Raw genomic sequence first — 14421 nt, forward strand, 5'->3', positions numbered from 1 at the left:
AGTTTGAATCTATTTTAAGAAAAATTATTCGTCATCGTCATCAGCAGCTGCTGTATAAACTTCTGACACATCATCATCATCTTCAAGTTGATCGATCATGTGTTGGAATTGTTCTTGTTTATCCTCTGGTACAGGAGTTGTATTTTGAGGAATCATTGTTAATTCAGCATTAGCTAATTCGTAACCTTTTTCCTTTAAACCATCACGTACTGCAGCGAATTCTTTCGCATCAGTATAAATTTCGAATGCATCGTCTGAAGTTTGTAGGTCATCAGCACCAAGATCCATAATGTCTAGTAATACTTGATCTTCGTCTTGAGTGTTCTTGGAACGATCCAAAACAATGTAACCTTTACGATCAAACATATATGCAACAGAACCAGTTGAACCTAAGCTACCACCATTACGTGTAAATGCTACACGAACTGATGAAGCAGTTCTGTTCTTATTATCTGTTAATGCTTCAACTAAGACTGCAACTCCACCTGGAGCATAGCCTTCATATGTTACTTCGTCGTAGTGTTCTTCTGAACCACCTTCGGCTTTATCCAAGGCACGTTTGATGTTGTCCTTAGGCATATTAGCTGCACGAGCTTTATCTACAATTAAACGAAGAGCAGCATTACTGTCCGGATCGGCACCACCCGATTTTGCTGCCATGTATAATTCACGTGATATTTTTTGGAAAATCTTTCCACGTTTAGCATCTTGGGCGCTCTTACGTCCTTGGATGTTATGCCATTTTGAGTGTCCTGACATTTCTGCTTCCTTCTTTCATTTTTATTAGTAAACCGTCTAATATATTATCAAATATAAGGCGTTATATCAATACTCCATTGAGAAAGGATGCAATTTTTTTTGACGCTTTTTCAGTAAATAAACAATTAGCACTGTCAATAAAATTGCCACCAGTGCACCAGTGCTATCTAGGATAACATCTTCGACCAATGGTGTCCGCCCTCCAGTTAATCCTTGGTGAAATTCATCAAAAGCCGCTAAACCTGTGGCAGCCATCCAAGGGATGAAAATTTGGAGAACTTGATTTTTTTTAAAATAAGTATATAAAGCTAAACACAAAAACAGCCCGAGGATAAAGTAAGTCCCAAAGTGAGCTGTCTTTCGCATGATGAACTCCACAAAATGGAAGTAACCATCATTTTTCACTGACTGATATTTATCACCATATTGAAATCCAAATGAATTTAAAAAATCATAAAGTGGTCGTTGATGATTGCCAAGATGGCGTTGTAAAAATGGAACTGACGTTTGTTGCTTATAAGTCATTGACGAACTAATAAATAACACTAACTCGACCAAGACTACTAGCAGCCAATACCATTTTTCACGCTGCTTAAGTTTATTATTCATTCGGATCCTCCAAGTTGATAGTATCGTTCAGTTCTTTAGCTTCGCCAAAATAGTGTGAACGATATGAGCTACCTACAGCCCAGTAATAAACAAATACTGAAACGACGAGAATGATGACAAAATCAAGTGGATACTTGATCAGCCCTAAGCCGCCAAAGTCTGTTCCACCGATCCAAGAAATCAGTGACAAAAATACTAATTGGAAAATCATCCACAAACTAGACTTGAACTTTTGTTTCATATTGTGGAATCCTTGACGACCATCGAAAACTATATAAACTGGCAAGCCAATAATAACAATAGCAATAACTTCGATAGTTGTTGGAAACATTGTCCAATAAATAGCCAGACTAGCTAGCGCAAATGCTGCTGGAGCAAAGAACTTCATCCCCTTGATCTTAGTTGGACGTTTAAAATCAGGAGCTAATTTCCGCAAGCTTCCAGCAACTACTGGACCAGTCAACAGCGAAATCAGCATCGTTGCTGAGACTACTCGTGAAAGAATGGTCCAATTTTTGAATAGTAAGATCATGATAAAGCTAACGCCAAAATTGACTAATAAAGCCACCCGTGGCGAATTGTATTTATTGTCCATTTTTGCCAAGAATTTAGGCATGTGTTGATTCTTTGGCATCGAAGCCAACGACTTACTTGCTGAGGCTGAAAAGGCCATACCACTACCGAATGGCGAAATAAAGGCCGTGAAATAGATCAAAGTGGAGAGCCAATAAATATTCAATAAAATAGCTAAGTCAGAAAACGGAGAATTGAAGTTTAGTGAACTCCAGCCTTTAGATACGATGGAACTAGGCAATGATCCAATAAAGACGATTTGCAAACAAATGTAGATCAAGGCACTGACAATTAGCGAAATAACAATACCGCGACGGATATTGACTGATGGCTTTTTAATGTCGTTACCTAAATTAATAACCGTTTGGAAGGCAACGTAGGAGAAAATAACCCCAGCACTACTAATAGCCAAGAAGATCGATGATGATCCGTTCGGCATAAATGTTGAAAAATTCGAACCTAAATTGCCGAAATCGAAATGTGCAGATATCAAAGCAATCATAGTAATAATAGGAACAAAAATCTTAAAAAGTGAAATTGCATTATTGAACTTGGCCATTAAGGCAACTGACCAATAATTAATAATCGTAAATAACGCCAACATAATAGTTGCCGCGAATATCCCCCAAGCTGACAACTGATCACCGTTCATCAATACTTTGGTCCACTTAACCCATTCCCAGGGCCAAGAACTCATATATTGAACTGAAGCAACGGACTCAATTGGCAAGATAGCCAATAAAGCTAACCAGTTGGCCCAGGAAGAAACATGTCCTAATAGTGAACCGTGAGTATACATTGCAAAGCGACTCATGGCACCATCTTCGGGGAACATCGTCCCGATCTCAACGTAGACTGTAGCGATAATGAATACTAATAACGCTCCAATGATCCACGCTAAAATGGCAGCTGGTCCAGCCACACGCGCAGCTTGACTCGAGCCAAACATCCAACCTGAACCGATGATAGCGCTCAGGCCGAACATAACAGTGGAAAATAATCCTAATTTTTTCTTCAAAATAACTTCCTTCATCCCTAGTGCATAGCAAGCACTATTTTGTAAACACCTTAATTATAATAAAATGTGAAAAGAATATCTAATTAACCATTAAAAAAATGCATAAAAAGTGTAATAATCTCCTTCATGAATATCATGACAACGGATACAAATTGTTAAGCTCATTTTTCACAATCAATCGACTTTAATAGTTAATTTTTCAATTTCCGGGTAAACAATTAACAAAGTAGGTAAAATCCTAACAAATCCAAAAATAAGAATCAACACCTGATAAACTTAAAATATTCAAAATTTAATTCATAATTGTAACTATGAGGTGCGGGAGAATCGACTTGAGAAGCAAAACAAACAAATTTAAAATCAGACTGAATTTTTTCATATTTGCAAACGAATTTATTTAACTCTATTGGCAAAATATGCATAAAAAATGGTTTCTAGCAGATGCTAGAAACCATTTAGTAAAAATTATTCAACTGTAACACTCTTAGCTAAGTTACGAGGCTTATCAACATCGTTTCCACGTTCAAGAGCTGCATAGTAAGCAATCAATTGAGCTGGAACAACACTGACAATAGGTGAAATCTTTTCATCGATTGCTGGCAATACCACTTGGTCACCATCTTCAGCATATTTCTTGCTGGAAATAACTAAGACATGTCCGCCACGGGCTTCAACTTCCTGAATATTGCCACGTGTATGCGCAGCACCGATACCATCATTGACATAAGCAAATACGGGAACACCGTCTTCGATCAATGAAATAGTACCATGTTTCAACTCACCAGCAGCAAATCCTTCTGCATGGATATATGAAATCTCTTTTAGTTTCAATGAAGCTTCTAGTGATAGAGCGTAATCAATACCACGACCGATATAGAAAGCATCGCGTTGACCATCAAGATAGTCATGAGCAATTTTCTTGAAACGGTCCTTTTCGTCAACGATCGTTTGGATAGCATTGGCAGCCAAAGCTAATTGCTTCTTCAAATCAAATTCCGATGCCAATTTAATACCCTTGTACTCACCAACCGCTTTAGCTAAAACTGATTCCACTGCGATTTGAGCTGTATAGGCTTTAGTTGAGGCAACAGCGATCTCTGGTCCAGCTAACAATTTCATTGTATAAGTAGCTTCACGAGAAAGCGTTGAATTTGGAACGTTAGTCATCGTCAAACTGTGGTGTCCTAATTCATTTACTTTAACCAGCACTTGTCTACTATCAGCAGTTTCACCACTTTGTGATAAGAAGATGAAGAATGGCTTCTTCGATAATTTTGGCATATGGTAGCCAAATTCACTGGCTAATTCAACGTCAACTGGCACATCGCACAAGTCTTCAAAGATGTTCTTGCCGACTAAACCTGCGTGGTAACTAGTACCGGCTGCAACAATGTAAAGACGGTCCGCTGATGCAACATCTTCAAGCATCTTTTCATCGATATTGATCTTATTACCATCAACATAGTGTTGCGAGATTTTTCTCATAACAGCAGGTTGTTCATCGATTTCTTTAAGCATGTAGTGTGAATAAGTACCCTTTGAAATATCTGAAGCATCCAAATCAACGGTATATGAATCTCTCTTAACTGGTGTACCATCAAGTTTGCTGATCTCAACACTGTTTTTCTTCAAAAGAACGATTTCACCATCATGGATCTCAACGAATTCATGAGTACTTTCAAGCATAGCCATTGCATCTGAACAAATAACGTTAAAGCCATCGCATAATCCGATCAGCAATGGACTCTTATTCTTAGCAACAAAGACACAATCTGGTTGTTCTCTGTCGACTAAAGCAAAGGCATATGAACCCTCGATCAATGAAACAGCTTTTCTAAAGGCTTGTTCAGTATCCATATTTTCTTTAACAGCAAAATAATCAACTAGTTGAACTGCTACTTCGGTATCAGTTTGGCTGACAAATTTGAAGTCACTTAAATATTTTGCTTTAAGTTCAGCGTAATTTGTAATAACGCCATTATGAACTAAGTAGAAACGGTCATCTTGTGAAAAATGTGGATGAGCGTTATCGATCGTAGGTTGACCGTGAGTAGCCCAACGAGTATGGCCGATCCCGATATCACCTTTAACTTCGGGTCCGACTTTCTTTTCAAGTGAACTGATCTTTCCAACTTCTTTTACAAGGTAGTCTTGACCTTTTTCATTATTTACATAAATTCCGGCTGAATCATAGCCACGATATTCTAATTTTTCTAATCCATTTAATAAAATTTCAGTTGCATTTTCGTTTCCTACAACTCCAACAATTCCGCACATAGTATGGTTCTCCTAAACTGGTATAGTCTATTCATAAATATTGGTATAGTTGATTGGTAGCCCCAACGTTTATTTTGAACAACTACCACTCTACTAATCTAGCGGGGTTATGTCAATAATTTTTAATTTTTTGTTAAAAAATCGTTTGAAATGGTACAGATGGTATGGACCGGTATATCAATTGGACTAGTTCATATAAAAAAAATCGTTTTATTTTATAACTAACTCTCTCTATAGCATGGTTATATTTCCAATCTTTTTACACTTAATTTTCAATCCCATTTGGAAAAAATATTAAAAAATACTTTCTGAGATTGCAAAAAGAGCTGATATCCTGTTGAGATATCAGCTCTTGTATAAGTAGTCTATGCACCCATGTCTTTTTTTACTACATCGGCAATTCTTTCAGTATATTCATTAACCTTTTCTTCAGTGGCAGCTTCACACATCACACGGAGCAATGACTCTGTTCCACTAGGACGTACCAATACTCGTCCATCGCCGTCCATTTCGGCTTCAACGACCTTGATAGCATCCAAAATGTCTGTGTGTTCTTTCCAATTATTCTTATCTGTTACTGGGACATTGATCAAACGTTGTGGGTAAATTTTCACTGGTTCAGCTAATTCTTTCAAACTCTTACCAGTTTCCTTCATAACATGCAACAAATGAATACCAGTTAGCATGCCGTCTCCAGTGTTCATATATTCAAATAAGACAACGTGACCAGATTGTTCGCCACCGATGTTGTAGTTATTCTCACGGATCTGTTCGACCACGTGACGATCACCTACAGCAGTTTGAACGTATTTCATATCATTGGCTTCAATAGCTTTGTACAAGCCCATATTCGACATGACAGTAGTTACGATCGTATCTTTTTTCAATCTGCCACCGTCGTGCATGTATTTTCCAAGGATGAACATGATTTTATCGCCATCAACGATATTACCATCTTCATCAACTGCGATACAACGATCTCCGTCACCATCAAAGGCCAAGCCAGCAATAGCATCTGAATCTTTGACTTTTTGAGCAAGTTGTTCAGGATGAGTTGATCCAACATGGTCGTTAATATTGATCCCATCAGGATGTGAGGCCATGATATCAAAATCAGCGTTCAAGTCTGCGAACAAGGTACTTGCCAAACGACTAGTTGAACCATTAGCAGTATCTAAAACGATATTCATGCCGCTCAAATCATCAGAAACAGTTTGTTTCAAGAATTGTAAATACTTTTGCGCACCTTCTGGATAATCCGAAACTGAGCCTAACCCTTCAGCTGATGGCCTTGGTAATGTGTCTTCTTTAGCATCTAGAAGTTCTTCAATTTCATCTTCAACGTCATCGGGTAATTTGTAACCGTCTGATCCAAAGAACTTGATACCGTTATCTGATGCAGGATTGTGTGATGCTGAGATCATAATACCAGCATCAGCTGAGACTGCTCTAACTAGGTAGGCAACAGCTGGCGTTGTCACTACATTTAAGTTCAAGACTTCGATCCCAACTGATAACAATCCTGAGATCAAGCTGTCTAATAACATTTGACCTGAAATTCTCGTGTCACGAGCAACTAATACTCGTGGGCGACTATTTTCATTTTGTGAGTGTTGCGTCAAAACATATCCACCCGCACGACCTAATTTAAATGCAAGTTCGGGTTTGAGCTCTTTATTAGCTATTCCTCGAACACCGTCTGTTCCAAAATACTTTGTCATAAAATCCTTACCCCCAACGTTTAATCTGTTGCGTTGTTTTCATTATCTTCATCATTGTTACTTGAAGTATTTCCGTTTGAATTAGTATTGTTGTTGCCACTGTTACCGTTGTTACTATTATTAGTTCCTTGATTATTTGAATTAGTACCATTATTCGTATTTGTCGAATTGCTATAACCGCCACCTGAACTACCATTTGCATGGACAGTGATCGTTACCATCAAGGAGTCAGGGTCAGATGAAGTGATCTTTCCTTTTAAGGCATTGGCAATATCAACACTCTTCTTAGTAGTAGATGTAATATCGGAAATATCGACTGGAATGTTGATCGAATCATCTATATCATCCAGTTGTTTCTCACTGCCGTAAACAGTTATTGATTTGACATCAGAATCAAGAGAGAAACTCATTCCGTTGGATGAACTTCCCTGTTGGGTAAAATTTATAGAGACCTTCTTGCTTGGCAAGTTGATCGGGATCTTTACATGGACCGTTTGTGGTTCCATTGTGACATTTAAAGTCTTCCCTTTCTTATCCAATGCCTGCACGAGGACTTCTTGATCAAAGGTCGTCTTAATACCCTTAGGCAAAATTGGTTTAACTACTAATTTATCGATCTTCTTAACATCAGCAGCGGCTCCGGTGACTCTGACCGTGCTAGGTGAAACTTGTGGTTTACTTGCTGAATATCCAGATGCCAACGAATTCTTATTATATTGTACATTTATTGGCAATGATTTAGACATTCGTTTTTGAATATTAACTGTTACATATTTTGGCTTGATAGTGTACGTTAATTCCGAATTCAAGCCTGTTTGTTGGATCCTGACCTTGTGCTTGCCTGGCAAATACTTTCTTAAATTTAAATAAGCTGAAAAGTTCTGTGTATTCTTAGTAGCCGTAACCAAAGCCGATGGACCCTCGATAGTAACTTTGACCGATTGTGGATAACCAGTAATGTAATAATCATCAGTGTTAGCTTGGATCTGTAACGGTACGGTCATTGTAGCTTTAGTATTAACTGTGGTTGAAGTAGATTGGTTAGAATCTCGCGTTGAACCAACACCGGGTGTACTAACTGAGAAAAATAACCAGAGTGCTCCACAGAGGGAAACAAATGCATAAAAATAATTACTATTAACTATTTTCTTCATCATTATTGTTTCCTCCCTTCTTACGACGACTTATTCTGAAAATATCAGTGATGGAACGATTTTGATCATTTCCATCTTCAGATAATTGTGCGTGAAGATATTTCAAGTAATCTTCACGAGAAAGGTCGAGCATCATGTGCCCATTACGAGTGATCATGACACCACCCGTTTCTTCAGAAACGACGATAGTGATCGAGTCTGTCACTTCACTAATACCGACAGCAGCTCTGTGTCTAGTTCCTAATTCCTTCGGGATCGTATTGCTCTCTGATAGCGGTAAGTAGGCTGCCGCTACGGAGATCCGGTTCTTACGAATGATCACCGCACCATCGTGGAGCGGTGTATTCGGAATGAAAATGTTGATCAGTAAAGCTCCTGTCACTTCAGCATCCAGATCAATACCAGTTTCGACATACTCTTCCAAACCAGTATTCATCTCTAAAGTTATCAAAGCCCCGATCCGGCGCTTACTCATATATTGAATGGCCTGGTCTAAACTCTCGATCAAATGATTCTTAGTCTTACCTTCTTCATTGCTCCGAGAGCTGAAAAAAGGCAATCTTCCCAGATGTTCTAGACCACGTCTGATCTCGGGTTGGAAAATAACCACGATAATGATCACTCCCCAATTGATCAATTGGTCCATTAAGAACGAAACTGTGTGGAGATTAAGTGCCCAACTAATGATCTTGATCAAAAATATGACAACGATACCTTTTAATAATTGAACCGCCTTCGTACCACGGATCATCGAAAGTACCTTGTACAAAACATACCATACAACAATGATATCGGCTAAATTAGCAAGGTTTTGCAATGTAAAAATATTGCTAAGTGTTAAATTCATATTTTTTACCCCTCTTAGCTCGAAATCAATTATAGCAAATAATTAATATTATAAAAGCCCATTTATAGGCATTAATTGATTACTAGATATCGTAATTAATAACTTCTTCACTGTAATTGATATTTTTTCTGAGTGTATTTGCTGTAGCACGACTGATCCGTCCTTGCTCCAATAGATCAAGAACAAACGCTCTCTGAAAACTCAAGGCGTTAACTTCGAGATTGACTTTATCAATATTGAATTGTTCTGAGTGATTCCTTCGTCTGCCTTGTAAAAGTTCTAGGCGTTCTTCGTAATGGCGTTGAAATAAATAGAGCAAGTTGTCATAGGCAATCTCACTGTCAGTTTCTTCAAGCTCACGGAGTTTCTCCAATGCGCGCCGCGATCCAGCTATCGAGATCTTGATAGCTTCACGGTTGTATTGGACTACTTCCTCACGCTTTGTGAATGGGATATGAATTACCTTGCTGATCTCTTTAACTGTTCTCTTGAAATAAGCAACGAAAAATTCAACTGTTTGATTGTAATGGTGTTTTACTAGATCTCGCTTGTATTTTTCGATCCGCTTAACAGCGGTTTGATAGGCATCATCTGAAATTTCATTAGCAGCATACAGCTCTTCGATCGCCTCCAATTCACAATTGAAACAAATATCCCACAACTCAGCATCTTTCTTACCTTTGATGCGCTTTTTACTGATAGGATTAGGTCCATCAGATTGTAACTGAATGTTGTGCAAATTAAAGACATATTCGGCGATAACTGTCGTATACACGGGATCACGCCCGTTTTTATTTTCTTCACGTAATTTATTGATTGTTTTCTCGATTACGATACGGTTAGCTTTTTCAACAGATAAAGTATTCGGATTAGTTGAAACCACTTCGGTGTCATCGGCACTATTGTCGACATCAACATCCTCGTCATCATCATCGTCAGTATTGATCGCGTTACCACGATAAGTAATTGGCGCGCTGTTCTTGGTGATCAATGGGATCAAAATAGTAGCTCCGATCAAACTGTAAATGATCACAGCACTAGCGATAAATAGCAACAACGTTCTAGCTGGAAAAGCTGCTCCACTGTCAGTAACGAATGGCAGAGATAAAATAGCAACCATCGTAACCGCCCCTCTAACTCCAGAAATACCTGACATCAAGCAGTAATAAAATCTGGCTTTTGAGAAGAAATTGAAGTCAGTTCGATCTGACCGTTCGAAAAATGTTGAATAAAAATAACTCCAAAGAAATCTGATCACTGTCAGCATGACCCAGATCACAAAAGCAAAACCTAAAGCTTTAATAGTATTCATACTTTGGTTATGGATCAATTCTTCCATAGCAAACGGGATCTCGATACCTAGCAAAACAAAGACGAATCCGTTGAGTAAGTATACGAGCATGTCCCAAGTTCTGGAAGTGACCAAACGGATCTCGGGACTGAATGCTCCGGTCGTCCGACTTGAGGAAATGTTTAAGATACCTGCAATAACGACCGCGACAACACCAGACACATGGAACACGTCTTCAGCTACATAGTAAATAATAAATGGGATCAATATTTGAATAATAGCATGTAAAATCGAATCATCGATACCTTGATTAATCAAATACAGCCGGACACCGTTGAAGATCCAGATCATCACGGCACCAACTAAAGCACCAATAATAGCAATATAGAAAAAGTCGATCGTCGCATTGGCTAATGAAAAAGCTCCTGTCACTGTGGCAGCGACAGCATATTTGAAACAGATCAAACCAGATGCATCGTTGATCAAACTTTCACCACTGATCAAATGCATCAATTTATCAGGAAGTTTGGCTTTTTTGGCGATCGATTGTACGGCAATGGGGTCGGTTGGCGACAAAACAGCGACCAAAGTGAAGGCCGTTGCCCAAGGTAAACTTGGCATCAGAAATTTGACTAAGGCACCACCAACAACCGTGGAAACAATAACTAAAATGATGGCATTGCCCATGATCGGTCCTTTTAACTTCCAAAGTTCCTTTTTAGGGAAACGATTCCCATCATTAAACAAGATCGGTGCAATGAAGACTAGTAAGAACCATTCAGTATTGACCGATATTTTAACGTTGATAGTAACGGCAGCGATAACCCCCGCAACGATTTGAATTAAACTGGCGGGAATAGAAACAAAATAGTGGCTAATAATATTGGCCACTATTAATAATGAGATGATCAGAATTATTGTTTCAACTATTAGCACTGACTTCACCAGCCTTATCTTCTCCGATGATCCGAACTTCTGTCTTCAAGTCGACATCGAATTTTTCTTTAATAGTTCTTTGGATCAAATGGATCAGATTCATGTAATCGGTAGCTGTAGCATGATTAATGTTAACAATAAAACCGGCATGCTTCATCGATACTTGTGCTCCACCGATGATCTTACCTTGAAGACCTGCTTCAATGATCATAGGACCTGTATAATGCCCCTTAGGACGTTGGAAGACGCTTCCGCATGAAGGATACTCGAGTGGTTGTTTAGAACGTCTCTGCTCATTTAAATCGTCCATTTTAGCTTGAATAGCTTGTTTATCTCCTGGCTTCAGTGCGAAGACAGCACTAATAACGATCCCACCATTCTCTTGGATGACGCTATGGCGATAGTCAAAATCCATTTGTTCATGATCAAAATTGACGATTTCACCATTTGGCATCAACACTTCGGTTGATTCAAAGACATCCTTGATCTCGCCACCATATGCCCCTGCATTCATGAAAACAGCTCCACCAACACTTCCGGGGATACCAGCTGCAAATTCCAAGCCAGTTAGTCCCGCTTTTTGAGCAGCAATGGTAGTATCAATAATAGTGGCTCCAGCTTCAGCCGTGACCTTATTGTCCGAAACTTTGATCTGATTAAAGTTTGGCAAGATGATCACAACGCCTCTGATGCCACCATCCTTGATGATTAGGTTGCTAGCATTTCCAATAACGGTTATTTTGACGTCGTTTTCTCTAGCTGTATTAACGATGGCAACTAGTTCCTGACGAGTCTTTGGAAATGCCAATACGTCAGCATTACCGCCTGTTTTGGTAAATGTATATTTGCTTAATGGTTCATTTGTTTTAAATTCAATATTAGGTAATTTATCAATTGGAAATTTCAAATTTTATCATTCCTTAGTGTACATAGACTACTTACAATTTTATCATATACTGTAAGACATAACGAATAATCACACATAGGAATCAATTATTCCTGAGGAGGAAACTTATGAAATTAGTATCTTGGAACGTGAACGGATTGCGTGCTGTTGTAAAACATGATTTTAAAAATATTTTTGATCAGATCGATGCCGATGTTTTCTGTATTCAAGAAACGAAGCTTCAAGAAGGTCAAATAGATTTAGACTTACCTGGATATCATCAATATTTCAACTATGCCGAAAGAAAAGGCTATTCGGGAACTGCTATTTTTACCAAAGAAAAACCATTAAATGTCACACTCGGATTAGAAGATGAAGATTACAATCATGAAGGTCGAACGATCACTTTAGAATTTCCAAAATTTTACTTGATCACCAGCTACTCACCTAATTCACAACAAAAACTCAAACGATTAGATTTTCGTATGGGATACGACGATGTTTTAAGAAAGCATATGCAAAAGTTATCTCAAGACAAGCCCGTGGTTTTGTGCGGTGATCTAAATGTCGCTCATCAAGAGATCGATTTAAAAAATGACAAGACTAACCATCAAAATCCTGGATTTTCTGACGAAGAAAGAGCAAAATTTAGTGAACTATTAGATGCTGGCTTTACCGATAGTTTCCGCTATATGCATCCCGATGAGGTGAAATACTCATGGTGGAGCTATCGCTTCAATGCCCGACAAAACAACGCTGGTTGGCGTATTGACTATTTTGTCGTTTCTAATAACGGTAAAGATATGATCAAAGACGCTGACATCTTGACGGATGTTTACGGCTCTGATCACTGCCCAGTTGAACTAGAATTAAATTTAGAAGGTGAATAATTAATGAACTTTGTTTCGATGGACTTTGAAACTGCTAATGGACACCGCACGAGTGCCTGTTCTCTAGCTTTAGTCTTAGTACGTGAAAGTAAAATCGTTGATAGTTTTTATACACTCATCAACCCACAAGAGAATTTTAGCCCACGTAACATCCAAATCCACCATATCCGACCGGGTGACGTCAAAGACGCCCCAACTTTTGATCAAGTCTGGCCACACATCGAAACGCTTTTTGACAGCTCGCACTTAGTGGCTGCTCACAATGCTAGTTTCGATAATAGTGTTTTGAAAAATACTTTAAGCAATTATGGGATCTATCCGCCTAGCTTTTTAACGATCGATACCGTTAAAACTAGTCGCAAATTTTATCCAGAATTGCCTAATCATAAGCTTGATACTGTTTCTAAAGGCTTAAATATCAATTTGGCACATCACCACAATGCTTTAGCAGATTCGATCGCTTGTGCTGAAATTTTGATTAAAACTGAGCAACAGTTTGGTGTTGAGCAAATAAAAAAGATGGTCAAGTTAACTAACTAAACCATCTTTTCCATTATTAATGTCTTTGACTTTTTAGACCTAGTTGTAAATCCATGTTTTTCGTACAAATGGATAGCAGCTAGGTTCTTTTTATATACTTCCAAAACCACTTTGGAGATAGGACTTTCTTTAGCAAATGCAAGAATGTCCTCCATTAAATATGAACCGACTCCTTGATTCCACAATGCTTGCTCGACGACAATGCCTAGTTCCGAAGTATACTCATCGACTGTTTCTAGACGAGTGAAACCAATGATAGCATCACCCAAAATGGCGATCATCAATTCATCTTGCGGTGAATTGTAGATCTGATCCAACGAAAATTGTTCATCTTCAACTGTTACCCCGTCTAAAGATTCATGTTCGATGAAACTACTTTCACGACTAGCCTGCTTTAAAAAATCGATCAGCTTTTGTGCATCGTCAGGAATCGCTTCTCTAATAATTAGTTCTTCACTCATACGATCGCTCCAAAATCTCTCTTCTCATACTTATCACCGTAAAGTTTGATAGTAACATCACGGTCATCTTCGTTTTGACGTTTAATATTGACCGAAATGTGATCATTGGGGACTTCATCTCTAATGAACTGTGGCCACTCAACTACCGTTACGCCGTTGCCATGGAAATATTCATCAAAACCTAAGTCCTCGTCCATATTATTCTCAAGGCGATAAGCATCCATGTGATAAAGTGGCATCTTGCCGTCTTGATATTCACGGATCAAAGTAAAAGTAGGACTTTTAACATTTTTCTTGATCCCTAGTCCTCGTGCTAATCCACGAGTAAAGGTCGTTTTACCAACGCCGAGATCGCCATTGAGCAAAATGACATCCCCTGGTTCAATCAGCTTGGCAAAATTTTGTCCGAACGTTTCGGTATCTTGGTACGAATGAGTCTGTAAACTATATTCCTGCATT

At 38.6% G+C, this 14421-nt stretch carries 13 protein-coding genes; 2 read left to right on the top strand and 11 right to left on the bottom strand.

All coding sequences use genetic code 11. The features are described 5' to 3' along the window. Positions 1-24 precede the first annotated feature (24 nt). From EKM78_RS03240 to murB, 9 genes are all read right to left on the bottom strand, one after another. Entirely contained in the window at positions 25-759 is a 735-nt protein-coding gene (locus EKM78_RS03240) for a YebC/PmpR family DNA-binding transcriptional regulator (protein ID WP_125769264.1), read from the bottom strand. Between the two features lie 66 nt (positions 760-825). Further along, positions 826-1368: a VanZ family protein gene (locus EKM78_RS03245; protein ID WP_125769267.1), complete on the bottom strand. Its 543-nt coding sequence runs from the start codon at positions 1366-1368 to the stop codon at positions 826-828. Next, positions 1361-2959 carry an APC family permease gene (locus tag EKM78_RS03250; RefSeq protein ID WP_342768428.1) on the bottom strand — a complete coding sequence of 533 codons (1599 nt, stop codon included), beginning with the start codon at positions 2957-2959 and terminating at the stop codon, positions 1361-1363. Before EKM78_RS03250 ends, EKM78_RS03245 begins: the two co-directional genes overlap by 8 nt. Before the next feature lie 465 nt (positions 2960-3424). Then, entirely contained in the window at positions 3425-5236 is a 1812-nt protein-coding gene (gene glmS / locus EKM78_RS03255; protein WP_125769274.1) for a glutamine--fructose-6-phosphate transaminase (isomerizing), read from the bottom strand. Between the two features lie 365 nt (positions 5237-5601). Next, positions 5602-6957: a phosphoglucosamine mutase gene (gene glmM / locus EKM78_RS03260; RefSeq protein WP_125769277.1), complete on the bottom strand. Its 1356-nt coding sequence runs from the start codon at positions 6955-6957 to the stop codon at positions 5602-5604. A gap of 20 nt (positions 6958-6977) precedes the next feature. Further along, complete coding sequence (locus tag EKM78_RS03265; protein WP_125769280.1) at positions 6978-8114, bottom strand: CdaR family protein; 1137 nt, start codon at positions 8112-8114, stop codon at positions 6978-6980. Further along, positions 8095-8958 carry a diadenylate cyclase CdaA gene (gene cdaA, locus EKM78_RS03270; protein ID WP_125769283.1) on the bottom strand — a complete coding sequence of 288 codons (864 nt, stop codon included), beginning with the start codon at positions 8956-8958 and terminating at the stop codon, positions 8095-8097. The genes EKM78_RS03265 and cdaA overlap by 20 nt, the downstream gene beginning before the upstream one ends. A gap of 82 nt (positions 8959-9040) precedes the next feature. Then, complete coding sequence (locus EKM78_RS03275) at positions 9041-11185, bottom strand: cation:proton antiporter (protein WP_125769286.1); 2145 nt, start codon at positions 11183-11185, stop codon at positions 9041-9043. Then, entirely contained in the window at positions 11172-12092 is a 921-nt protein-coding gene (gene murB, locus EKM78_RS03280; protein ID WP_125769289.1) for a UDP-N-acetylmuramate dehydrogenase, read from the bottom strand. Before murB ends, EKM78_RS03275 begins: the two co-directional genes overlap by 14 nt. 107 nt (positions 12093-12199) lie before the next feature. Here murB and EKM78_RS03285 point away from each other — a divergent pair, with 107 nt between their 5' ends. Both EKM78_RS03285 and EKM78_RS03290 read left to right on the top strand, forming a co-directional pair. After that, positions 12200-12961 carry an exodeoxyribonuclease III gene (locus EKM78_RS03285; protein WP_125769292.1) on the top strand — a complete coding sequence of 254 codons (762 nt, stop codon included), beginning with the start codon at positions 12200-12202 and terminating at the stop codon, positions 12959-12961. 3 nt (positions 12962-12964) lie between these two features. Further along, the gene (locus EKM78_RS03290) at positions 12965-13501 is read left to right on the top strand and encodes a 3'-5' exonuclease (protein ID WP_125769295.1); all 537 of its coding nucleotides are present in this window, start codon (positions 12965-12967) and stop codon (positions 13499-13501) included. Here the strand turns inward: EKM78_RS03290 and EKM78_RS03295 are convergent. After that, positions 13498-13962: a GNAT family N-acetyltransferase gene (locus tag EKM78_RS03295; RefSeq protein WP_125769298.1), complete on the bottom strand. Its 465-nt coding sequence runs from the start codon at positions 13960-13962 to the stop codon at positions 13498-13500. The genes EKM78_RS03290 and EKM78_RS03295 overlap by 4 nt on opposite strands. After that, complete coding sequence (gene tsaE / locus EKM78_RS03300; RefSeq protein ID WP_125769301.1) at positions 13959-14420, bottom strand: tRNA (adenosine(37)-N6)-threonylcarbamoyltransferase complex ATPase subunit type 1 TsaE; 462 nt, start codon at positions 14418-14420, stop codon at positions 13959-13961. Before tsaE ends, EKM78_RS03295 begins: the two co-directional genes overlap by 4 nt. Between the last annotated feature and the right edge of the window lies 1 nt (position 14421).

Source organism: Companilactobacillus furfuricola (genome assembly GCF_003946325.1).
Lineage (GTDB): Bacteria > Bacillota > Bacilli > Lactobacillales > Lactobacillaceae > Companilactobacillus > Companilactobacillus furfuricola.

Excerpts from the sequence above, each read along its gene's own strand:
- EKM78_RS03240 (WP_125769264.1), bottom strand. The coding sequence starts at position 759 with ATGTCAGGACACTCAAAATGGCATAACATCCAAGGACGTAAGAGCGCC.
- EKM78_RS03245 (WP_125769267.1), bottom strand. The coding sequence starts at position 1,368 with ATGAATAATAAACTTAAGCAGCGTGAAAAATGGTATTGGCTGCTAGTA.
- glmS (WP_125769274.1), bottom strand. The coding sequence starts at position 5,236 with ATGTGCGGAATTGTTGGAGTTGTAGGAAACGAAAATGCAACTGAAATT.
- glmM (WP_125769277.1), bottom strand. The coding sequence starts at position 6,957 with ATGACAAAGTATTTTGGAACAGACGGTGTTCGAGGAATAGCTAATAAA.
- EKM78_RS03265 (WP_125769280.1), bottom strand. The coding sequence starts at position 8,114 with ATGATGAAGAAAATAGTTAATAGTAATTATTTTTATGCATTTGTTTCC.
- cdaA (WP_125769283.1), bottom strand. The coding sequence starts at position 8,958 with ATGAATTTAACACTTAGCAATATTTTTACATTGCAAAACCTTGCTAAT.
- EKM78_RS03285 (WP_125769292.1), top strand. The coding sequence starts at position 12,200 with ATGAAATTAGTATCTTGGAACGTGAACGGATTGCGTGCTGTTGTAAAA.
- EKM78_RS03290 (WP_125769295.1), top strand. The coding sequence starts at position 12,965 with ATGAACTTTGTTTCGATGGACTTTGAAACTGCTAATGGACACCGCACG.
- EKM78_RS03295 (WP_125769298.1), bottom strand. The coding sequence starts at position 13,962 with ATGAGTGAAGAACTAATTATTAGAGAAGCGATTCCTGACGATGCACAA.
- tsaE (WP_125769301.1), bottom strand. The coding sequence starts at position 14,420 with ATGCAGGAATATAGTTTACAGACTCATTCGTACCAAGATACCGAAACG.